17 protein-coding genes, 2 tRNA genes and 1 pseudogene are annotated in these 21,024 nt (G+C 55.9%); 13 read left to right on the plus strand and 7 right to left on the minus strand.

Annotated elements, in window-relative coordinates; genetic code table 11:
• The first annotated feature begins 42 nt into the window (after positions 1 to 42).
• Together KMAL_RS03310 and KMAL_RS03315 are read left to right on the plus strand one after the other, a co-directional pair.
• Positions 43 to 118 (plus strand) — tRNA-Glu (locus KMAL_RS03310).
• A gap of 238 nt (positions 119 to 356) precedes the next feature.
• On the plus strand, positions 357 to 1,343 hold the full coding sequence (locus KMAL_RS03315; RefSeq protein ID WP_180999734.1) for a site-specific integrase: 987 nt from the start codon (positions 357 to 359) through the stop codon (positions 1,341 to 1,343).
• Positions 1,344 to 1,375: 32 nt separating this feature from the next.
• Here the strand turns inward: KMAL_RS03315 and KMAL_RS03320 are convergent, their stop codons facing one another.
• Positions 1,376 to 3,097: a relaxase/mobilization nuclease domain-containing protein gene (locus KMAL_RS03320; RefSeq protein WP_110094335.1), complete on the minus strand. Its 1,722-nt coding sequence runs from the start codon at positions 3,095 to 3,097 to the stop codon at positions 1,376 to 1,378.
• Position 3,098: 1 nt separating this feature from the next.
• Positions 3,099 to 3,422, minus strand: a complete 324-nt coding sequence (locus KMAL_RS03325; protein ID WP_110094336.1) for a plasmid mobilization protein — start codon at positions 3,420 to 3,422, stop codon at positions 3,099 to 3,101.
• A 368-nt stretch (positions 3,423 to 3,790) separates the two neighbouring features.
• Here KMAL_RS03325 and KMAL_RS03330 point away from each other — a divergent pair, with 368 nt between their 5' ends.
• The 6 genes and pseudogenes from KMAL_RS03330 to KMAL_RS03355 all read left to right on the plus strand — a co-directional run bounded on the left by KMAL_RS03330 (position 3,791) and on the right by KMAL_RS03355 (position 11,660).
• A complete protein-coding gene (locus KMAL_RS03330; protein ID WP_110094337.1) occupies positions 3,791 to 4,018 on the plus strand; it encodes an AbrB/MazE/SpoVT family DNA-binding domain-containing protein in 228 nt (75 codons plus the stop codon).
• A pseudogene (locus KMAL_RS03335) lies at positions 4,018 to 4,413 on the plus strand (type II toxin-antitoxin system death-on-curing family toxin). The gene KMAL_RS03330 and the pseudogene KMAL_RS03335 overlap by 1 nt, the downstream one beginning before the upstream one ends.
• Positions 4,414 to 4,487: 74 nt before the next feature.
• Positions 4,488 to 6,299 carry a type I restriction-modification system subunit M gene (locus KMAL_RS03340; protein WP_110094378.1) on the plus strand — a complete coding sequence of 604 codons (1,812 nt, stop codon included), beginning with the start codon at positions 4,488 to 4,490 and terminating at the stop codon, positions 6,297 to 6,299.
• Positions 6,296 to 7,648: a restriction endonuclease subunit S gene (locus KMAL_RS03345; protein ID WP_110094338.1), complete on the plus strand. Its 1,353-nt coding sequence runs from the start codon at positions 6,296 to 6,298 to the stop codon at positions 7,646 to 7,648. The genes KMAL_RS03340 and KMAL_RS03345 overlap by 4 nt, the downstream gene beginning before the upstream one ends.
• Positions 7,645 to 8,592, plus strand: a complete 948-nt coding sequence (locus tag KMAL_RS03350; protein WP_110094339.1) for a GIY-YIG nuclease family protein — start codon at positions 7,645 to 7,647, stop codon at positions 8,590 to 8,592. The genes KMAL_RS03345 and KMAL_RS03350 overlap by 4 nt, the downstream gene beginning before the upstream one ends.
• Positions 8,589 to 11,660 (plus strand): type I restriction endonuclease subunit R, encoded by a 3,072-nt coding sequence (locus tag KMAL_RS03355; protein WP_110094340.1) that lies wholly within the window; start codon positions 8,589 to 8,591, stop codon positions 11,658 to 11,660. Before KMAL_RS03350 ends, KMAL_RS03355 begins: the two co-directional genes overlap by 4 nt.
• A 50-nt stretch (positions 11,661 to 11,710) precedes the next feature.
• On the opposite strand, the gene KMAL_RS03360 is transcribed toward KMAL_RS03355, so the two are convergent.
• Positions 11,711 to 12,910, minus strand: a complete 1,200-nt coding sequence (locus KMAL_RS03360; RefSeq protein WP_146044140.1) for a reverse transcriptase domain-containing protein — start codon at positions 12,908 to 12,910, stop codon at positions 11,711 to 11,713.
• Between the two features lie 690 nt (positions 12,911 to 13,600).
• Positions 13,601 to 13,933, minus strand: coding sequence for a helix-turn-helix domain-containing protein (locus tag KMAL_RS17855; protein ID WP_110094342.1), 333 nt, complete (start codon positions 13,931 to 13,933; stop codon positions 13,601 to 13,603).
• A 158-nt stretch (positions 13,934 to 14,091) separates the two neighbouring features.
• On the opposite strand from KMAL_RS17855, the gene KMAL_RS17115 reads away from it, so the two are divergent.
• Positions 14,092 to 14,176, plus strand: a tRNA-OTHER gene (locus KMAL_RS17115).
• Between the two features lie 266 nt (positions 14,177 to 14,442).
• Here KMAL_RS17115 and KMAL_RS17120 read toward each other — a convergent pair.
• Positions 14,443 to 14,610 (minus strand): hypothetical protein, encoded by a 168-nt coding sequence (locus KMAL_RS17120; protein WP_167400045.1) that lies wholly within the window; start codon positions 14,608 to 14,610, stop codon positions 14,443 to 14,445.
• A 395-nt stretch (positions 14,611 to 15,005) separates the two neighbouring features.
• Between KMAL_RS17120 and KMAL_RS03370 the strand changes: the two genes are divergently transcribed.
• Positions 15,006 to 15,983 (plus strand): hypothetical protein, encoded by a 978-nt coding sequence (locus KMAL_RS03370; RefSeq protein WP_110094343.1) that lies wholly within the window; start codon positions 15,006 to 15,008, stop codon positions 15,981 to 15,983.
• A 205-nt stretch (positions 15,984 to 16,188) separates the two neighbouring features.
• Complete coding sequence (locus KMAL_RS03375; protein ID WP_110094344.1) at positions 16,189 to 16,479, plus strand: hypothetical protein; 291 nt, start codon at positions 16,189 to 16,191, stop codon at positions 16,477 to 16,479.
• A gap of 64 nt (positions 16,480 to 16,543) precedes the next feature.
• Here the strand turns inward: KMAL_RS03375 and KMAL_RS03380 are convergent, their stop codons facing one another.
• Entirely contained in the window at positions 16,544 to 17,437 is an 894-nt protein-coding gene (locus KMAL_RS03380; RefSeq protein ID WP_167400050.1) for a sulfurtransferase, read from the minus strand.
• A gap of 241 nt (positions 17,438 to 17,678) precedes the next feature.
• Here KMAL_RS03380 and KMAL_RS03385 point away from each other — a divergent pair, with 241 nt between their 5' ends.
• Positions 17,679 to 19,079, plus strand: coding sequence for an amidohydrolase family protein (locus KMAL_RS03385; protein ID WP_408887881.1), 1,401 nt, complete (start codon positions 17,679 to 17,681; stop codon positions 19,077 to 19,079).
• 110 nt (positions 19,080 to 19,189) lie between these two features.
• Positions 19,190 to 19,534, plus strand: a complete 345-nt coding sequence (locus tag KMAL_RS03390) for a hypothetical protein (protein ID WP_110094345.1) — start codon at positions 19,190 to 19,192, stop codon at positions 19,532 to 19,534.
• Positions 19,535 to 19,633: 99 nt separating this feature from the next.
• Here the strand turns inward: KMAL_RS03390 and KMAL_RS03395 are convergent, their stop codons facing one another.
• Complete coding sequence (locus KMAL_RS03395; protein WP_110094346.1) at positions 19,634 to 21,001, minus strand: sugar porter family MFS transporter; 1,368 nt, start codon at positions 20,999 to 21,001, stop codon at positions 19,634 to 19,636.
• Between the last annotated feature and the right edge of the window lie 23 nt (positions 21,002 to 21,024).

Here is a 21,024-nt window from a genome sequence, read left to right on the forward strand (position 1 = left end):
ACCGCCCCCCCATGTCAGGATATCTACCCGCTCACGCCTTTAGTCCCGTTCGTCTAGAGGCCTAGGACACCGCCCTTTCACGGCGGCAACACGGGTTCGAATCCCGTACGGGACGCCAGCTACTTTACCGCAGTTTACTGCGGGTCTTGGCTGATTACAGGCACTTTCCTGATTTCCAATTAGTTGGACTTTGAGCCAATCCTGAGCCAAACGGGTTTCCGTCACTCAGGGATGGCTCAGTGATATCAGGGCTTTTCCAAAGCGAATCACAAAAGACGAATATCGACCCCACTACGGGCAGAGCGCTGCCAAAAGGCGTCTGGTATCGTGGCCCCAGCCAGTACCAAGCCCGGAAGATGGTGGACGGCAAACGTATCCGCAAAACATTCGCCTCAGCCGCTTTGGCTCGACGTTGGCTCAATGAAAAACGGGCCGAGATCGATCTGGGCCAGTTTCGTGATACCTCCGCCATCGACCGCATCCCGATCCGTCAGTTGATCGAACGCTATCGGGATGAGTGCATGCTCCACAGGGAGAATGACCGCATCGGTCATATCCCTGCCCTCCTTGATGATCCTGTAGCATCCTGCATGGCAGGCAAATGGAAACCTGCTGACGTACGTGGATTTCGTGACCGGATGATTGAGACGGGCTTTGCGAAAGGCACGGTCGTCAAGCGCCTCAACCTACTCGCGAGCATCATTCGCCACGCAGTGTCCGAGTGGGATATCCACATGGACAACAATGCCTCTGCCAAGATCGTCAAACGTCCGGAAGGCGCGGATAAAAAACGCAATCGCCGCCTGGTCGGGAAAGAATACGACCTGATCCTGGAAGCCATGTCCAAGACGGAATATCCCGATGATGTCCTGATTGTGCGCTTTGCAATCGAACAGGGCACACGTCGGGGAGAAGCCATGGCTCTGCGCTGGTGTGATGTTGACATGAAGCGCAACCTGCTCAGCCTGCAACAAACGAAGAACATGCGAACCGCCAAGGTACAGGGGCCGGAAATCCGTCCCCTCATGCCCGGTGCAAAATCGATCCTGCTGGAAAAGCTGGCGATGCGGTCATCCGTTCCTGATCCTGAGGCGCATGTATTTTATGTGGGATCAGAAGACTCATTTTCCCTTCGGTTCGGACGGCAGATAAAAAAATTCGGAGTTCATGACCTGACGTTCCATGACCTCCGCCATGAAGCGACATCCCGCCTCGCAAAACTGTTTCCCAACCCAATGGACCTCAAGCGGATCACGGGCCACCGCGACTTGAAATCATTGGATCGGTATTACCAGCCTGACCTTTCCGATCTGGCTGATCGAGCCGCAAAACAGACCCGCTGAAAACGGATATGAAAGCTGTGCTTGCATGGCTTTCATATTTCAATGTCCGAAATCCCGTTCTTTGGTTGCCTTGACCGTTTAGGCGACGGTTGTGGGGCTGGACTGGTAGATATTCGTTCCCCGTAATCCGATTTTTGTGCCCCAGTGACGCCTTGCCGCTTCATTTCCCGTATAGCGGCAGATGGGTCTTTCAGCGCCATCTCCATAAGGCGGCTGTCGGGAACGTCATGAAGCCTGTTTTGAAGCTGGCGAAGATCAGTCCTGAAAGCCTCATACGCCTGGACATTGGGATGCCGTTCCCATTCCCGATGCTTCCTACGTTCCTGCCTCTGTATGGCTTGCGCCACTTGCGTCATCGCCGCTGGCAGGCCTTCACGGATGACGGTAGCGGCATTCATATCATGAGCGTCAAAGCCCGACGCCTTCAGCGCTGCATCCAACTGCCGCCGGCGTAAAATCCGCCATGGGTTCAGGAAGCCCCACTCATCCGCCTTCCGGTATGCCGTGTATGCGCTGGTGATTTTAGACTCGCATTCCGCTGCAATCTCGTCGATGGCCCTGATCTGTGGCGCTGGTGGCAGGACCGCCTGCCTTGATGCCAACAGTTCATCAATCATACGGCAGAAATCCCTGTAAAATTTCTTCTGCTCGGCTAGTTGCTGGGTGCTCGCATCTGCCTGCGCCTTGGCACGCTCCGCCGTCGCAATTTCCGCACGCCGGAATTCCTCTGACTTGCCTTGCAGGTTCAGCGTCATGGTGGAGATGATCTGCTCACGGACCGGGTCAAGCCAATGCCCTTTTGATGATGGGGTAACCGGTGTGGTTTTTCTCTGCCTGCCAAGCGTTTCAGCCTGATTGCTTCCTGATGATGATCGCGTCACCTTCTCGGGCAGTTGTTTCCCGGAAGATGGGCCGGACACTTTGGGAGTGATGCCATCGGGCAACATACGCCATGCCAGTTCCGCTTTTTTCATTCCCAGTAGCCTGCACAGGGAACCCAGCATCCGGCCTTCACCGTCCGTCAGTATGATAACGTCCGGTTTTCGTGTCCCCGGCCCGACGCGCCATCCCCGCTCCTCAATGGCGGTGCGAAAGGCTTTCCAACCATCTGACTGGGACCAGAGTGTCCGGACTTCCTGCCGGATCGCAGCCCTGTCTACACCGAGTCGTTTGCCGGTTTCCTTGGCCGTCGCGGTATAGGCATGTCCATCCAGACCGCCTTGGGCCAAACTAGTCAGACGGTCCCGGATCGTCGGGTCGGTAATGGCTTGCAGAACGGCCCGGTTGTGTCGTCCTTTCAGCAGGCGCAGGCCGTTCTTCACCTCGAAAATGCGTTCGATCTTTTCCTGTCGCGCGTAACTGTGCGACATGTCCATGACGCGGCCATTCTCCGGATTCACCATCTGCACCAGAAGATGAAAATGCTGATTCCAGCTTTCCCCATCATGGCGGCTTTTCTGGTGGCGGACACACAGCTTCACGTCGTCACGTGAAAAGCCGAATTCGTCGCCAATCGTCGCAATGGCATCCCGGACCTGCCGTGGGTCCAGTTTTTCCTGACTGGCAAGGATGAAGTGGGCCACCGCGTTCTTCCGGCCAAAATCACGGGCGTCATCGAACGCCATTCTTACATCCGCCCGTGATCCCCGGATCAGGTGGATGACTTCATTTTCATCGGGCTTGTCCAGAAGGTGGCAGACAATTTGGGTCATGCTGCGTGCGGTTGCCCGGATGCGCGTTGACTTGATGATCATGTCAACGGACTTTCCGGAGCACCTTTGTCACCCGGAGCGCCGTGGCCCTGAGTTCATCCGTGGCCTCCTGAAGCCCTGTTACCGCTACCCCTGCGTTCACCCGTCGGGCCAACTGGTTCAGGTTATTGCCAAGCGCTGCCAACTGGTTGCGGATATCCAGCATGTCGGCATGAAGATGGGGGCCACCATTCGCCATGGCGTCAAGGGCGACAGCACGGAACCAGCGGGACATGTTCCCACCGCTGGCGGCAGCAATCCGCTCATGCTCCTGTCGCGTCAGGCGGATATGGGCGTTATATGTTTTTCGGGTGCCAGTCACTGTCATCACTCCCCATGATGACAGCCCATCATACCACTTTCCGGTGCATGATTCCGAAAACGGGAAACAGGCATGGGATTGGGATAGAGCCAGGCATCGGAAATGGAGCACATTTCGCTGCGCTCCCTGTCCTCATTACCTGCCTGACAAGGGGGAGTGACCTCCCCCGTTGACCCCCTCCCGTGCCGGGCCAACATAATTTTATGCCATGTTTCCAGAGAGCGTAACCTGACGATCAGATGATTTGGCAGAAAACGGATGGTCAGGTTGCGGGGGGATCAGTGTGATAGCGGACCCAGTGACAATTTGTTTTAGCTTGCCGTATCCCAAGCGGTCCTGATACGTATTACTTTGTGTAATACGGAGTGAAGCCAGTGGAAACGGTCATTATTCGCAAACAGGGAAACTCTGTCGGTGTCACCCTGCCTGCCGAAACGCGTATCCGACTGGGTCTGGAGGTCGGGCAGGAACTGACACTTGTTGAAATGGCTGACGGCATCAAGCTGGTGAAGCGCAATCTCAAACTGGAACGCCAGATGCAGATGGCGCGTGAAACGTTGCGTGAGCAGGCTGATGTCCTTCAGGAACTGGCCAAGCGGTAATGTCGGATACGCCCGAATTTCTGGAGCCTGATGTGGTGCTGTTTATGCACGATCAGGCCCTGAAGGAATACGGCGGAACCCATGGAATTAAAAGTGAAGACCTGCTGCACAGTGCGTTAGCCCGTCCAGAAAACCGCTGGCATTATGCGGAATCCGATCCGCCGGACATCGCGACTTTAGCGGCCGCATATGCTTATGGCATTGCCCGTAATCATCCCTTCAATGACGCTAATACGCAAACAGCCTGAAGCTGCTGCATCCTTTTCCTTCGGCTGAATGGAACGCGTGTGCAGGTTAGCGCCCCGGAAGCCGTCGAAACCATGGTTGCCCTTGCATCTGGCGCAATGGAGGAAGACGCGTTCTCAGTCTGGCTTAGGCAGCACTTTCAAGACTAAAAAATTCACATGATTTCGCTACCGGACCAGATTTCCCCATGAGCATAACACCCCGCACGACCTCCCTGTCCTCCATGATCTGGCAGGTAGCTGATCTTCTACGCGGGGATTTCAGACCCGCAGAATATGGGCGCGTCATTCTGCCTTTCACCGTCCTCCGCCGCCTCGACGCCGTGTTGATCCCCACTCGGGACAAAGTGCTCAAGGAAAAGGCGAAGTGGGAAAGCAAAGGCATCGATCCGATGCCGTTCATGGAAAAAGCCGCCGGTTTGAAATTCGTGAACACGTCTGACTTTACCCTGAAAGACGTGCTGGGCGACCCGGACAACCTGACCCAGAACCTTTCTGCCTACATCAATGCCTTTTCGCCTGCCGCGCGCGACATCTTCGATCATTTCCGCTTCACCGAGCAGACAGACCGCCTGGCAAAGGCCAATCTGCTCTATCTGGTTCTGGAAAAATTCGTAAGCTTCGACCTCAGCGACAAGGCTGTCGATAACCACCAGATGGGGCAGGTGTTCGAGGAACTGATCCGCAAGTTCTCTGAAGCCTCCAATGAAACGGCGGGGGAGCACTTCACCCCGCGCGAAGTCATCAAGCTGATGGTGAACCTGATTTTTGCCGAGGATGACGACCTGCTGACCCCCGGCAACCCGGCCGTGCGCACCATCTATGACCCGACGGCTGGCACCGGCGGCATGCTCTCGGTTGCGGAAGAATTCCTGCTGGATCATAACCCGGATGCACGCCTGACCATGTTCGGACAGGAACTGAACCCGGAATCCTATGCCATCTGCAAGGCCGACATGCTGATCCGCAATCAGGATGTCAGCAATATCCGCCTTGGCAATACGCTTTCTGATGACGAACTGGCGGATTACAAATTCGACTACATGCTTTCCAATCCGCCTTTCGGCGTGGAATGGAAGAAGGTTGAGAAAGCCGTTCGGGCCGAGCATGAAAAGCTGCGTTATGATGGCCGCTTCGGTCCCGGCCTGCCCCGTATCTCGGACGGTTCCATGCTGTTCCTGCTCCATCTCGTGCATAAGATGCGTCCTGCAAAGGATGGCGGCGCGCGCTTTGGTATTGTCCTGAACGGCTCGCCCCTGTTCACCGGCGCTGCTGGCTCCGGTGAATCTGAAATTCGGCGTTTCGTGCTGGAAGAAGATCTGGTGGAAGCCATCATCGCGCTGCCGACCGACATGTTCTTCAACACCGGCATCGCCACCTATGTCTGGGTGCTGACCAACCGCAAGCCGAAGAACCGCAAGGGCAAGGTGCAGTTGATCGACGCATCTTCCTTCTGGCAGAAAATGCGCAAAAGCCTTGGCTCCAAGCGCAAGGAAATGGGGGAGGATGACATTACGCTTGTCACCCGCCTGTTCCGCAATGCGCAGGACGCACAACTTGCCACCATCACCACCGCCGATGGCACGCAGACGCGCGAAGTCGTGGCCAAGGGTGCGGAACCGCCCGCCCCCCCCGAAGGCGGTAAGGTCAGGCTCGCCCCGCTGAGCCGTATCTTCCGCAATGAAGATTTTGGCTATCAGACCATCACGGTGGAGCGCCCGCAGCGTGATGAGGATGGCAATATCGTCCTCGGCCAGCGCGGCAAGACGAAGGGCAAGCCCATGCCCGACAGCAGCCTGCGCGATACGGAAAACGTGCCGCTGAATGAGGACATTCACGCCTACTTCAAGCGCGAAGTCCTGCCCCATACCCCGGATGCGTGGATTGACGAGGACAAGACAAAGATCGGCTACGAAATTCCGTTTAACCGGTATTTCTATGTGTTTGAGCCGCCGCGTCCGCTTGCGGAGATTAATGCCGATCTGAAAGAGGTGACCGCGAAAATAATGATGATGCTTGGGGAGCTTTCGGCATGAGTTTTCCGAAGTATCCAGCTTATAAGGAGAGTGGGCTTAAGTGGGTTGGAGAGATCCCCACAGGCTGGAATTTATCTCAATTGTCTTTTGTATTTGAAAATATTTCTAGCGGGACAACTCCATCTGCCAATAATGATGAATATTATCGTGGGAATATCCCATGGGTAACAACAGGAGAATTGCGAGAAGCGGAAATATTCTCTACGGAAAAAAATATTTCTTCAGGAGCGTTAAATGTTTTTTCAGCATTGAAAATCTATCCGCCAGGCACCCTTTTAGTTGCAATGTACGGAGCAACAACGGGACGTTTGGGATGGTTGGGAGTAGATGCAACTACAAATCAAGCGTGTTGTGCCTTGGCATATCCCAAAAATGTTCATTTTAAATTTATATTTTATAGTCTCTTAAACGCGAAAGAAGCTTTGCTTCTACTTTCTTCTGGTGGTGGCCAGCCAAATATCAATCAAGAGAAAATTAGAAGTTTTCGTATTCCCATTCCCCCACTCCCCGAACAGCAGGCAATAGCCAGCTTTTTGGACCGTGAGTGCGGGAAGATTGACGCCTTGATTGCCGAACAGGAACGACTGATTGCCCTGCTTGCGGAAAAGCGGCAGGCCGTCATCTCCCACGCCGTCACAAAAGGCCTGAACCCCAACGCCCCCATGAAGGACTCAGGTATCCCGTGGATCGGGATGGTGCCGGAAGGGTGGGAAATGATGCGCGTTAAGAATATTCTATTAACAATCGAGCAAGGTTGGAGCCCACAATGCGAGAACTATCCTCGATCTTCTGATTCCGAATGGGCAGTTTTGAAAGTAGGCTGTGTTAATACGGGTATATTTGATCCATCCGAAAACAAGGTTTTGCCAGAAACGCTGGATGGCAATGAAAATCTCCAAGTGCGTGCTGGCGATGTCTTGGTTTCGCGAGCAAATACACGTGATCTTGTCGGTCGGTCTGCTGTCGCTGAACGCAATTATTCGCGTCTTATGATTTGCGATAAAATATTCAGATTGCGAACAAGGCCGGAATTCTGCCTTCCGGAATATCTAAGTTTTTTTTTGCAATCGTCCGCTGGTCGTCATGTCATTGAAATTGCTGCTTCTGGAGCCAGTCAATCAATGGTTAATATTGGACAAGGAACTATTTTAGAAATGCTTTTTCCTGTTCCACCAGTAGAAATCCAACGTCATATTTTAAAAAATCTAAATTGTAATGACGAAGCAGAATCCATTGGAAATGCCAATCAATTCATTAATTTAGCATATGAACGCCGCGCCGCACTCATCTCTGCCGCCGTCACCGGAAAGATTGACGTTCGTAACCAGAACAAGGCCAACGCAGCATGATCGACACAAAAGGCCGCTCTCTGGAACTTTTCTATATCGACGGTCATCCAGACGGTATGGTGACCGCCGAACTGTTCAACTGGACGGGACATGTGTTCGTCACGCCGCGCACGCGTCTGACCGAGGCACTGCGACGGCAGGAAGCCGGTTATGCAGGTGTATACTTGCTGCTGGGTGAAAAGGACGGGCAGGATTTCGCCTATATCGGGGAAGCCGAGGACCTCAGCACACGGCTGAAGCAACATGCGGCGGCAACAGACAAGGACTGGTGGGAAACGGCCGTGCTGGTCTCCGCCAGCGCAAACCGGCTCAACAAGGCACATGTGAAATATCTGGAAGCGCGGCTGGTCACGATGGCGCGGGAGATCGGGCATACCCCGCTGCATAACGGCAACTCGCCCTCCCTGCCGGGACTGACGGAAGCCGACATTGCCAAGATGGAAGCCTTCCTTGCCAACCTGATGGTGGTCCTGCCCGCCATCCGGGTGGATATGTTCATCCAGCGCAGTCGCCCGGCGGGGTCATCGCGACCGGTTCCCGCTTTTGAAGCGCCGGAAGCAGGAACGAACCCTACCACAACGGAGACAGCCCGCTTTTTCCTGCACAAACCACGCATTGACCTGACGGCAAAAGCCATCTTTCAGGACGGTGAATTTGTTGTCGAGGCAGGGTCCCAGGCCAGGACTGAATGGCACGGGGAAGGCACCTATAAACCGCTGCATGAGGAACTGGTACGCTCCGGCATTCTGCAGATGGCTGGCGAACATCGGGTGTTCACCAAGGATTATGCATTCAGAAGCCCAAGTGCGGCGGCTGCCGTCGTGTTTGGCCATGCCGTTAGTGGGCCTGCTGCATGGAAGCTGGAAGATAACCCGGACATCACATTCCGCGACTGGCAGGCCCAACAGTTGGCGGCCATTCCTGACGAGGAGGCCGACTCATGACCGACCTCCACAAGGAACACCATCTGGAATCGGAAATCTGCGACTATCTCGGCCGCTCCGGCTGGCTGTATGAGGAAGGGTCTGCCAGCCGCTACGACGTCGGCCTGTCCCTGTTCCCCGAAGACCTGCTGGCATGGGTGCGTGAGTGCGAACCGGATGCATGGGAAACACTGGAAAAGACGCATGGCGCAGCAGCAGGGACCGTGCTGTGCCAGCGTGTGCGCGATGCCCTGAACACGCGCGGCGCGCTGGTTGTCCTGCGTGACGGACTGGACATTATCGGGCTGACAAAAACGCTGAAGATCTGCCAGTTCCGCCCGGCGCTGACGATGAATCCGCATTTGCAACATCGCTACAACGCCAATCGCCTGCGCGTAGTGCGCCAGGTGCGCTATTCAGCCAGCAACGGCAACGAACTGGATCTGGTGCTGTTTCTGAACGGCGTGCCCGTGGCAACGGCGGAACTGAAGTCAAACTATACCCAGTCGGTTCAGGATGCGGTGGAGCAGTACTGCACCGACCGTCTGCCCAAGCCACCCGGCAAACCGGCAGAACCATTGCTCTCGGTCCCCGGTGGGGCAGTGGTGCATTTTGCCATCAGCAACAGCGACGTGATGATGTGCACGCATCTGGAGGGCGCGCACAGCCGTTTTCTGCCGTTCAATCAGGGGAATGATGGCGGGGCAGGCAATCCCAGCACCACGGCCTATCTGTGGCGCGAAGTCTGGCAGCCGGACTCATGGCTGGATATTCTGGGCCGCTACATCATCCCGGTGAAGAAAAAGGGGAAGATCACGGGCTGGATCTTTCCCCGCTATCACCAGCTGGCCGCCACACGGCTTCTGGTTGCCACCATTGTGGCGGAAGGTCCGGGCCAGCGTTACCTGATCCAGCATTCCGCAGGTTCGGGCAAGACGAACTCCATCGCCTGGACGGCGCATTTCCTGTCTGATCTGCATGACCAGCATAATCACAAGATGTTCGATACCGTGGTTGTGGTGTCGGACCGGACGGTACTGGACCGGCAGCTTTCGGAAACAATCGAGAGTTTTGAGCGCACGCGCGGCGTGGTGGCCTCCATTTCCGGCAATAGTGGCAGCAAAAGCCAGGAACTTGCAGAAGCCCTGCATGCGGGCAAGAAAATCATTATCTGCACGATCCAGACCTTTCCCTTCGCGCTCGAAGAAATCCGCCAGCTTGCGGCGACCGAGGGCAAGCATTTCGCCGTAATCGCGGATGAAGCTCATTCTTCCCAGACTGGCGCATCAGCCAGCAAACTGAAGGCGGCCCTTTCAGCGGGAGAACTGGCAGAACTTGCCGATGGCGGGGAGGTCAGCACAGAAGACCTGCTGGCAGCGGAAATGGCACAGCGGCCTGCTGCGGATATGGGTATTTCCTTTATCGCCTTTACCGCCACGCCAAAGGCCAAGACCCTGGAACTGTTCGGGCGTCTGCCGCACCCCGACCAGCCCAAGGGTGAGAACAACAAGCCCGAAGCATTCCACATCTATTCCATGCGCCAGGCGATTGAGGAGGGCTTCATCCTTGATGTCTTGCAGAATTATGTATCATGGAAACAGGCCTTTCGCCTGAGCCAGAACGGTCAGGTTCTGGATGAGACGGAAGTCGAGGCTTCGGAAGCCAAGAAGGTGCTGATGAAGTGGGTGCGGCTGCACCCGACCAATATCGCCGCGCGTGTTCAGATCGTGGTGGAGCATTTCCGCCAGAATGTGCAGCCGCTCCTTGGCGGCAAGGCACGGGCCATGGTGGTAACCGCCAGCCGCAAGGAAGCAGTGCGCTGGAAGCTGGCGATGGATCGCTACGTTAAGGAAAGGCATTATCCGTTCGGGTTGCTGGCTGCGTTCTCGGGTGAGGTCGATGACCCGGAAAGTGGCCCGGAGCCATTTACGGAAAGCAACATCAATCCTGCCCTGAAGGGGCGCGACCTGCGGGAGGTTTTTGCCGAAGACCCATGGCGGATTCTGATCGTGGCCAACAAATTCCAGACCGGGTTCGATCAGCCGTTGCTGTGCGGTATGTATGTGGACCGTAAGTTGGGTGGCATTCAGGCGGTCCAGACGCTCTCGCGGCTGAACCGTTGCTATCCCGGCAAGGACATGACCTTCGTTGTGGATTTCGAGAACGACCCCGAAGATATCCTCAAGGCATTCCAGCAATATTACACCAGGGCCGAACTGGCTGACCTCAGTGATCCGAACTGCGTGGTAAACCTGCGCCACAAACTGGATGATGCCGGGTTATACGATCAGCCGGAAGTTGATCGCGTGGCCCATGTCCTGACACATCCGAAAGCAACGCAGCAGCAGCTTGATGCGGCTATCGTGCCGGTCAACTCGCGCGTGCTGGGCCGGTATCGCGAAGCCCGGAAAATCTTTCAGGACGAACCGGAAGGTTCGCATGAACGGCAGGAGGCAAAGGAACGGATTGATGGCCTGATCCAGTTCCGGAGCGATCTGGCATCCTATATGCGGATGTACGAGTTCTTCAGCCAGATGCTGAATTACGGCAATCCGGATTATGAAAAGCTATATCTTTTTGCAAAAATGCTCTGGCCACTGCTGAAATTCGACCGTGAGCGCGAGACGGTCGATACAACCACCCTGCGCCTGACGCATCATCGTATGAAGGATCTTGGCAAGCAGAAGCTTGGGCTCAAGAACGAAGCCGGAGAGGGGCTGGAACCAATAAAAGAGGCCGGTTCAGGGCTACCGCAGGACAAGGCGAAGGTTCAACTTTCTCGTATTATCGAAGCCATCAATGATCTGTTCGAAGGTGATCTGACGGACGGAGACAAGGTGGCATTTGTTACGGGACTGGAAACCAAACTGGCAGAATCGGAAAAATTGCGCGAACAGGCTCAGGCCAATACCAAGGATCAGTTCGCCAATTCACCTGATCTCCAGGAAGAAGGGATGAATGCGACCATCGAGTTGATGGACGCACATGAGAAGATGGGCAAACAGATGCTCAATGATAATGCCCTACTGCGCACAGTTATTGCCGCCATCGTAAAACAGGGGGGGTTATGGGAGGGATTGCAGGGATAGCCAGACTGGAATGATTTCTATCCCTTTTTCCTTTATTATTTAATTAAATATTAAGGAAGCATAAGGAACTTACGATATTGATTTGAAATATTTTGAACGGAATCGCGTCCAAAAATTGTTCCATAAAGAACATTGGCACATTTTTGTACTGCTTGATCCAATTGATTTTTTAAATCCTTACTGTTTGAAGCATAATCATATGCAGATAAATATCCATTTTTCATAAAATTTATTCTTCTCAATACATACCCAATATCTTTATTTTGTGATATTAACCATGAAATGTCATGATATTCTGAAATGGATTTCTTTATCTCCCTTATTTGCTCAGGAGACACATAAAAATAACATTCCCCATTCTCCTGCCTAGCCAATGCCATACCAAGAAAATCTACTGGTTGTGATGGAGAATATATATGACTCTTTTCTTCACTCAATTCATGACCAATAATTTTTAATTCTTCTTCAACTTTTTTCCGTGCTTCTATACATTGAGATTCGGTGTCAGTGAAAATAAGTAGGTCATCCGCATAGCGCACCATTGAGTATTGCGCTCCAACAACTCTATCAAAATCTTTTAAAACAAAATTGCTTAGTATGGGAGATAACGGCATCCCTTGTCGAAGGCCTCTCCCTCTCTGAATGCCATTCTGAATAGTGGCTTTTCGGATTTTTTCACTACTTTCAGCGACTTCGCACTGGATTGCACCCAAAACCAAGGGTGTCAACGATCTTAATTTAAATTGACGCGAAAATTTTTCAGCTAATTCTTTACGATTAATGCGGTCAAAAAATTTAGCTATATCTGCTTTAAAAACCCACGGCTTTTTCTCACGAAGCGCACAGGCAGCTTTTTGCGCCCCTCTAACGCCACGGTTCTGATTTTCTGTGTTTCTTATAAAGCCATAACTGACAGGATTAATAAGTCCCAATTTTTCCGCCTGCTCCTCGATTTTATTGACGAGGGCACGCTGCACTATCCGATCAGATAACGTAGGAATACAGATTAATCTCAATTTTGTAGGATCAGTTTTGGGTATTGCTACCCCCCGCAACAGACTAAATTTATATCCGTCACGAATATTACTTTGAATTTCACGCAGACGATTCATACGTTCATTTTTGAAAGTAGTAGCAGATACCCCATCAACCCCAGGAGTAGTCTTCGCCCCTCTTTTTCTCCAAATTTGCTTCCACGCGAATTCAAGTCTGGAGAGAGATGCCAATTCTTGGCGAGCTGACTGACTCAAAATCACTTCCCATCAAAAGGAAAGGGCACTGCCTCGCTTGCTTCATATAGCCCCAGCAAGCGAGGCGACTGCTGCCAGATGGTTTTCGACCATCATTGACCACGGACGCCTTGCCATCAGACTGGCGAGACGGATCGGCTTTGCCGTTTCTGGCGCTTCCACATCCGCTAACCTCGGCATCCTTCCCGGTAACAGAATTCCAGCTAAGTTCGGCTGTCATCCCACCACTCGTGGTTGGCGCAAGACCATTCGCCCCCAATGTAATATACCCCAAGAAGGCGGCAAGTACAAGCCCAAATCGACGATGCCTACCAGACACCCTATGGGTTCCCCGCGCCCTGATCCTGTGCCCGTGCATATGCTTACCAGCTCCTTTTTGACCGACTGTTAAATCGGAGGGCTTCAGGAGCTTGCGATTAACCCGTCTGCCAGATGGTTTTCGACCATCATTGACCTCGGACGCCTTGCCATCAGACTGGCGAGACGGATCGGCTTTGCCGTTTCTGGCGCTTCCACATCCGCTAACCTCGGCAATCTTCAAACTAAGCCATCGCCACATACGACGGAATCAGACCAAGAGGTCCATAGCCGACTAAACGTCAGTGCCACAGTTAGATCAAAAACAAAAGAAAAAACTGGAAATTGTGTATGCTGCCTTGGTTAATCACATAACCTTAGACGCATGGCATGCTAAGAAAAAATAAACCTAATCAGCATTGCGAATAGCGTCATGCCGCCAAGCAGCACCAATGTAGCCAACATACCGACGCCGCGACGTCTGGGCCGTGGCGCACGCTTCCGTGCAGGTTGTGGGGCAGACTGAATACCAGCTTTCTGATCCAGCCAGGCATCGAGATCAGTGATTCGGAACCTTACGTCGCGGGTCCCATATGTGACAGACCGGGGCCCTCGGCCCATCCATTTCAAATTCCGCAACCGACCCGGACTGATGCCCAGATATTCTGCCGCCTGCACGTATGTCAGGACAGCGGGCCTCATACCTTCAGGAAGTTCGGACGCCATCACTCTGCTACAAAATTATCAATGAAATTTCTGGGCGAGGCAGCCCAAAATGTCAATGTTTCGGCCTGAGCCATTGAGCCAATTTTGAGCCAAATGGAGGGAGATACCCCGTGACAAGCAGTGACGCCCGGTTATATAAAAGTGGCGGAAGTCAGGTATTTTTGCAAAATTCAAGGTAAGTCATAGCATTCCTTCCGCCCTTTCACGGCGGCAACACGGGTTCGAATCCCGTACGGGACGCCAGCTACTTTACCGCAGTTTACTGCGGGTCTTGGCTGATTACAGGCACTTTCTTGATTTCCAATCAGTTGGACTTTGAGCCGAACGGGTTTCCGTCACTCAGGGATGGCTCAGTGATATCAGGGCTTTTCCAAAGCGAATCACAAAAGACGGCCATCACGTCCGCCACGCGGCCATGCGGTCGTACTTACCCGGTCCTGAAGTTCAGATCTGCGACGGTGGGCCATAAGCCTCTTTTTCCACGGATATTGATGACAGGGAACAATCCGTCATTCATGGCCTGATGTTCCATCAGCTGCCCATGCTCCGGTTTCGCGATCTGCACCACGGGAAATAACCTTTTCAGGCATGCGGCGACAGCGCGGGAACATCCCTTTGGCGCGCACCCCGACCTTCAGGCTGAACTCATACAGACCCAGCGATGCGAGATCCTGCATGACCTCGGCAAGGAAATCCTGCGCGGGGACAACATGCGCTGGGCCGAACGTGTCCTGAGGAAAAAATCAAGATGATCCGGGGGATCTGAGACCAAAGGTACGCGCCCCGGCCGGACAGGCCCACCTGAGGGGATGATTGCGTAGGGCCGTAACGGGAAGCAGGAAAATCCACCATAAGGACCTGCCAGTTCATTATGAAATAGATGAAAATCAGGGAATTACACAGGAAGTGGCATCTTCTTTATTATAACTGATGATCTTTCATGCGCATCACTACAGGGAAATACAGCGTCAGGCTCTTATCCCCGGATAAATTCATCGCGAACAAAATAAATATTGCACATGATTTTTAATGTGCATATTGATGCTGAAGTATATTGCGGTAATGGTGAGATATGAAAAAGAACCTGTTTTTTATTTTAGTCATGGTGCCAATAGTATTTATAGCCCTGAAATCATTTTCCCCCAAGGATGACAGCACCGGCAGCAGCAGCAGCGGGGGTGGTAGAACAGAAACCCATGCCACCCATTGGGTTTATGATGAATCCGTTGACAAGATACGGGATGAAACCACTTATTCCGCAAAAATAGACTCCCCGGATATAATAAACCTTGAAATACCCCTTGAAGGTGGGTCCGTATCCAGCCTTGTCCTCAAAAGGACATCAAAAGACCCGCGTACGAAAATCTACCTGAACGTAACGCCCGGCCAGTTCCCCGCTTCCCTCTGCCTGGAAGGGTTTGAAAGCCAGGATGAACATGTAACGGTGAAATTCGACAATAAACCGGCGATTGACGTGCCTTACTGCTCGGACGGCACAACCAGCGCCACCCAGGCCATCCTGAAAGATGATGATGGTTCGATATTGAACAGCATCATGGAGTCCCACACCATGTATGCGGCCATTGATATGTTCCAGCAGAAAGAACACCAGGTCTCATTCGATATCAGCGGCCTGAAGTGGGCCAATACCGCAAACGGTGGCAATGCGGGTGCGGGCAGTGTCCTCGAACGCCTCATTGACATCGAAACCGGCCGGAAAGCGGATGTCCAGAAATCCATAGATTCTGACCAATTAAATAGCAGCAACAACTATTTTCATGGATTCCGCGTCAAATCATACAGCACTGACTGGAACGACGATGGCACCATGAAGTGGGGGGAAATCGTCATCAGCAGGGACGGCAATCCCCTTGATAAGATATTGCGGGATATGGGAAGCTACTGTCAGGTTGCCCCGAATGGATGGACCCGGACCCGGGACAGTTATTCCGAGGATATCCATATCGGGAAAGCAAACGGCAGGAAATGCAACGTCATGTATGAGACCAGAGACAGCAATGACTGGGACATATTCTATTACAAGCCCTGACATGACTGACTGACGTTTCATGCCCGCCGCCCGGCAGGGAGGCGAGGCCAGCGTATCTGCAGACGTGCCATCGCATGCACGCGGCCCATGTATCGGGCGGCTGCGGTATCAGGCAGATGCGACGATAATGGGGCGGGGTCGGTTTCATCGACCCCGCCCCTTTTTCGGGTAATGACAGGATCATTTCCGATACAGGAGGAACAGGATGGCATTCTGGATATTGGGGGAACCCGTGACCAGCTTCCGTAACGACATGCGCCCCGCCCAGCGCAAGGCGGCCGTCGCCGCCCCCGCCCTTGCAGCCATACGGGAACGCGCAACCCGGCTTCAGGAGGCGCTTGAAACCCTTGCGCAGGATATCGACGCCCTCCCCGCGACGCCGATCAGCGAAGATGCCGCGCAGGAAATCCGCAATGCCGCCGCCACGGTGGAGGAAGCGCACCACACCCTGCTAGGCGGCATGAATTACCCCTCCGTGCGGCGGAAACAGACATAACCCGCAGCGGCCACCCCTTTTCTGGGAAAAGCCAGCGCCGGCCCACTTTCCTTTACCCGGCAGTCTATTTCGCAGTGCCCGCCTGTCCCGCACGGTAGGGCGCTGCCGCCTTGGGCAGTCCGTCCTCGATCGGCAGGTCCGGGTTGCGGGACCATTCGTTCCACGACCCCATATAGATCCGCAGCCGCGTAAACCCGGCCGACGCCAGCGCGACATAGGTATTGGCCGCGCGTGCGCCCTTGAAACAGTAGATGATGATGTCATCATCGGGGAACAGGCCACGCGATGCGGCCAGCGCCCGGATTTCCTCCACACTGCGAAAGGCGGCGTGGTTGTCCGTGACCTGCATGAAATCGTACCATTCAATCCACACGGCACCGGGAATACGTCCCTTGCGCGGCGCGAAGTCAACGCCATAGGGCGACGAACTGTCCCCCAGCCATTCCACCCTGTCACGGTTGTCGAGCAGCCTGACCGTGGCGGAGCCAAGGGCCGCGCGTACGTCCGCATAGGTGGCCATCAGCCCGGCATTGATCGACAGCGGGAACTGCGTGCGCACCGGCGTCGTGACCTCGGTCGTGAACGCGCCGCCCTCCCTGCGCCACGCGCTCAGCCCGCCATCAAGGATGCCGACACGGGGATAGCCAAGGTAGCTCAGGATCCAGTATCCCCGGCATGACGCGCCATAGCGCGTATGCAGCGCGTCTTCGTAGATGATGGCGGTCTTTTTGCCATCAAGGCCGTAATCGGCGAACAGGCTGGCAAAGGTGTCCCGCAGCGTCTTCAGCCCGTCTTCGGTGGTTTCGGCCAGATAGGTGAAGATGTCGGGCATGTTGACCGCGCCGGGAATATGACCGGCCTCGTAATCCTTCCTGTCGCGCACGTCGATCAGGATGGCGTCGCCACCTGCCGCCAGCTTGCGAACATCATCGGGGGAATAAAGGACAGGTGTCGACATCATCGTTTTCCACATGGTTGAACGCTGATGACCAGCACTATCAGCAATGGCTGCGGCGATGGAGACAACGCGGCACGATGCCGCCATGATGGGAACGGGATGCTCCCGCCCCGCCCTGACGGAAGCCGCACGGTACAGCATTGCGTGAGATCAGGCCTTTTGTCGGGTGGCTGCATGATGGTCCATGTATGCCTGTGCCTGTCATCACACCTGTCCCACCACGCCAAGTAAGGATGCAAAGATGCGGACCGCCGGAAAACAACGCCTCCTCGCCACGACCCTTGCCACGACCATGGCCACATCCCTTGTCGCCGGATGGGGGGCAGGTGCGCACGCGCGCCCTGTGCTGATGGAACATGCCAGCGTCATTGACGGCACCGGGGCGGCGGCGCAGGCCGACACCTCCCTCCTGATCGACAATGGGCGGATCATGGCCGTCAGCCCCCATATCGACGCCCCCCGCCATGCACGGCGCCTCGACATGACGGGCCGCACGGTCCTGCCCGCGCTGATTTCGGACCACAGCCATGTGGGGCAGGTGTCGGGAACCACCAATGGCGCGCAGAACTATACCCGCGCCAATATCCTTGCGGCCCTGCGCCAGTATGAACGCTATGGCGTGCTGACGGTCACGGCGCTGGGGCTGAACCGCTCGCCGCTGTTCGATGACCTGCGCCGCGAACAGCATGCCGGGCGCAATCCCGGCGCGGACCTGTTTGGCGTGGACCAGGGAATTGGCGCACCCGATGGCGTGCCACCGCAAAACCGCTTCCACCTTGCCGCTGACGAGGTCTTCCGCCCCATTACCCCCGATGAGGCCCGCGCCGCCGTCAACCGCATGGCGGACGAGGGCACGGACCTGATCAAGCTGTGGGTGGACGACTTCCGCAATGGCGTGCCGGGGGCGAAGCCGCTGCCCAAGATGTCACCCGACATCTATCGCGCCGCCATCACGCAGGCCCACCTGCGCGGAAAGCGGGTGGCCGCACACATCCATGACCTGTCCGACGCCCGCGCGCTGGTGCGAGCCGGGGTGGACATCCTGGCCCATGGCGTGCGTGACCTGCCCGTGGATACCACCCTGATCGAGGATATGGAGCAGCGCGGCACATGGTACATCGCGACCCTCGACCTTGACGAAGCCAACTACATCTTTGCCGAACACCCCGAATGGCTGGAGGACCCGTTCCTCTCCGCCGGCCTCGACCCCGCGCTGCGGGCGCAGTTCGCGGACCCGAAATGGCGCGCGCAGGTGCTGGCCGCGCCACTGACGGCGGCCTCGCACGCCGCGCTGGCGATGAACATGCGCAACCTGCTGACGCTGTACCGTGCGGGCATCCATGTCGGCTTCGGCACGGATTCGGGGGCGATGCCCACCCGCATCCCCGGATTTGCCGAACATCGTGAACTGTACCTGTCGGTCGCGGCAGGGCTGACGCCGCTGCAGGCGATCACGCTGGCGACGGGCAATGCCGCAGCCCTGCTGCACCTGCCCGACCGGGGCACGATCGCGCCCGGACAGCGGGCCGACCTGCTGGTGGTACAGGGCCGTCCCGACCACGACATCGGGGACATCAACCACATCGCGCAGGTCTGGCAGCGCGGGGTCATGACCGACGGCCCGCTGGGCCATGGCGGGTAAAGGCATGGCATGCAACCGCAATCCCCCGTACGCATTGGTTGCATGCGCTTTTGTCTGAAAGAGAATGGCCCCGAATATGGCAGACGGGACATGAAAAGGAGACATCCGCAATGGAACCATGGACCTCGTTCACCGAATTCGGGAAATCCGGCACGATCTACCAGTTCAAGCGCCCGCCGCAGGACCTGCCGGACCAGCCTGCAATCTTCCTGCTGACCACCGTCATGGGATCGGTCGCCAGGGGCGGGTCGTGGGAATTCCTCAGCCCCCGGATCGGGCGTGTCCACTCCCTGTCGCGCGACTGGGACAGCGTGATCACGCCTGCACGCGCCCGGAAGGAGGAAAGCGACGACGTGCTGGTCTGCTTCGTCTCCGACGGCTCACTGGACGAGGCGTTCGACGACCTGTGCAAGGGCGGCGCGCAGCCCCTGGGAAAAGACGATACGTCTGCCTGACAGGTAAATGGAATCAAAGTTTTTGGGTGCCGCCTTTTTTCAAAAAGGCGGCGTTCTTTGAAGCTTTTTGGAAAAAGCTTCACCAAAAACTTTCTTTCGTTATTTCATCTGGCTGAACGTGCCGTCTTTCAGCGACGTCTCGATTTCCTCCAGCGAACGTCCGCGCGTCTCCGGCACGTAGCGCAGCACGAACACGAACGCCGCGAGATTCAGCGCGGCGAACATCCAGAACGTGCCCGCCGCCCCCAGCGCCTGCACCAGCGACAGCGTCGTCAGCGACACCACAAGGTCCGCCACCCAGTGCGTCGCGGCCACAAGGCTCATCCCCTTGCTGCGGCATGACAGGGGATAGACCTCCGCCCCCACCAGCCAGACCGCGACCGACAGGCTGCCGACATTGAAGATGGCATAGGACACGACCGCCGCCGCCGTGATCCATGTATTGATCCCCTGCGTCGCGCCAATGGCAAACATCGTGCCCAGCACCAGCAGCGACACCACCGCGCCGGGGATCAGGCGCAAAAGCAGCGTCCGCCGCCCCCAGGCATCGACGGCCCAGCTGCCGAACGTGGTGGAGGCCAGCATCGCGACCCCGATGGCGATCGAGGTCAGCAGCGCCGAACTCTTGCCAAACCCCACCCCGGCAAAGATCGTCGGCGCGTAATACAGCACCGCATTGACGCCCGTGATCTGGCAGAACAGGGCCACGCCGACCGACGCGACCAGCGCGGGGCGGACCCATGGCTGCAACAGGGCGGACCATGGCGCCTGCTCGTCATGCATGGCGATGATGGAATCCAGTTCGGTCCGCGCCACGGCAGGGTCACGACGCAGGCGCTGCAGCACCTCGAACGCCCCTTCGAGGTTACCTTTCATCGCCAGCCAGCGCGGGCTGCGCGGCAGCAGCGACATGCCCACATACAGGATCACCGCAGGAATGACGCCCAGCCCGAACATCAGCCGCCATGACCGGTCCTGCAGGAAATAGCCCACGATGAAGGAAATCAGGATGCCCGCCACCACCGCCATCTGGAACAGGACGACCATCTGCCCGCGTTTTTCACGCGGGGCGATTTCGGCAATATAGACCGGCACGATCTGCGAACACATCCCCACCGCCAGGCCAAGGATGAAGCGCGCGAACACCAGCAGCGAAATGCCCGGCGAAAACGACGCCACCAGCGTGCCGAATATGAACACGAGGGCGGCGAACATGATCATGTACCGCCGCCCCAGCCGGTCCGACAGCGGGGCCGCGATCAGGCACCCGCCCAGCGCACCCGCCACGATGGCCGACGTCACGACCTGCTGCCCCAGCGTGTCGAGCGTGAAATCAGGGGTGATCTGCAGCAGGGCGGCGGAGATGATGCCCGTATCATACCCGAACAGAAGCCCCCCCGTCGCCGCCACGGCCGCAATCAGGCCGACAATGGGGGGAGTGGAAGCCGTGTTGGTGTCTTGCGCCATTATTCTTGTTCTTTCATGACAGC

The sequence above is a fragment of the Novacetimonas maltaceti genome (assembly GCF_002906255.1).
GTDB classification, from domain to species: Bacteria; Pseudomonadota; Alphaproteobacteria; order Acetobacterales; family Acetobacteraceae; genus Novacetimonas; species Novacetimonas maltaceti.

Coding starts and splice junctions, on each gene's coding strand:
- KMAL_RS03315 (WP_180999734.1), top strand. CDS start 357: ATGGTGGACGGCAAACGTATCCGCAAAACATTCGCCTCAGCCGCTTTG.
- KMAL_RS03320 (WP_110094335.1), bottom strand. CDS start 3,097: ATGATCATCAAGTCAACGCGCATCCGGGCAACCGCACGCAGCATGACC.
- KMAL_RS03325 (WP_110094336.1), bottom strand. CDS start 3,422: ATGACAGTGACTGGCACCCGAAAAACATATAACGCCCATATCCGCCTG.
- KMAL_RS03340 (WP_110094378.1), top strand. CDS start 4,488: ATGATCTGGCAGGTAGCTGATCTTCTACGCGGGGATTTCAGACCCGCA.
- KMAL_RS03345 (WP_110094338.1), top strand. CDS start 6,296: ATGAGTTTTCCGAAGTATCCAGCTTATAAGGAGAGTGGGCTTAAGTGG.
- KMAL_RS03350 (WP_110094339.1), top strand. CDS start 7,645: ATGATCGACACAAAAGGCCGCTCTCTGGAACTTTTCTATATCGACGGT.
- KMAL_RS03355 (WP_110094340.1), top strand. CDS start 8,589: ATGACCGACCTCCACAAGGAACACCATCTGGAATCGGAAATCTGCGAC.
- KMAL_RS17855 (WP_110094342.1), bottom strand. CDS start 13,933: ATGGCGTCCGAACTTCCTGAAGGTATGAGGCCCGCTGTCCTGACATAC.
- KMAL_RS17120 (WP_167400045.1), bottom strand. CDS start 14,610: ATGCAGGATCTCGCATCGCTGGGTCTGTATGAGTTCAGCCTGAAGGTC.
- KMAL_RS03370 (WP_110094343.1), top strand. CDS start 15,006: ATGAAAAAGAACCTGTTTTTTATTTTAGTCATGGTGCCAATAGTATTT.
- KMAL_RS03375 (WP_110094344.1), top strand. CDS start 16,189: ATGGCATTCTGGATATTGGGGGAACCCGTGACCAGCTTCCGTAACGAC.
- KMAL_RS03380 (WP_167400050.1), bottom strand. CDS start 17,437: ATGTCGACACCTGTCCTTTATTCCCCCGATGATGTTCGCAAGCTGGCG.
- KMAL_RS03385 (WP_408887881.1), top strand. CDS start 17,679: ATGCGGACCGCCGGAAAACAACGCCTCCTCGCCACGACCCTTGCCACG.
- KMAL_RS03390 (WP_110094345.1), top strand. CDS start 19,190: ATGGAACCATGGACCTCGTTCACCGAATTCGGGAAATCCGGCACGATC.
- KMAL_RS03395 (WP_110094346.1), bottom strand. CDS start 21,001: ATGGCGCAAGACACCAACACGGCTTCCACTCCCCCCATTGTCGGCCTG.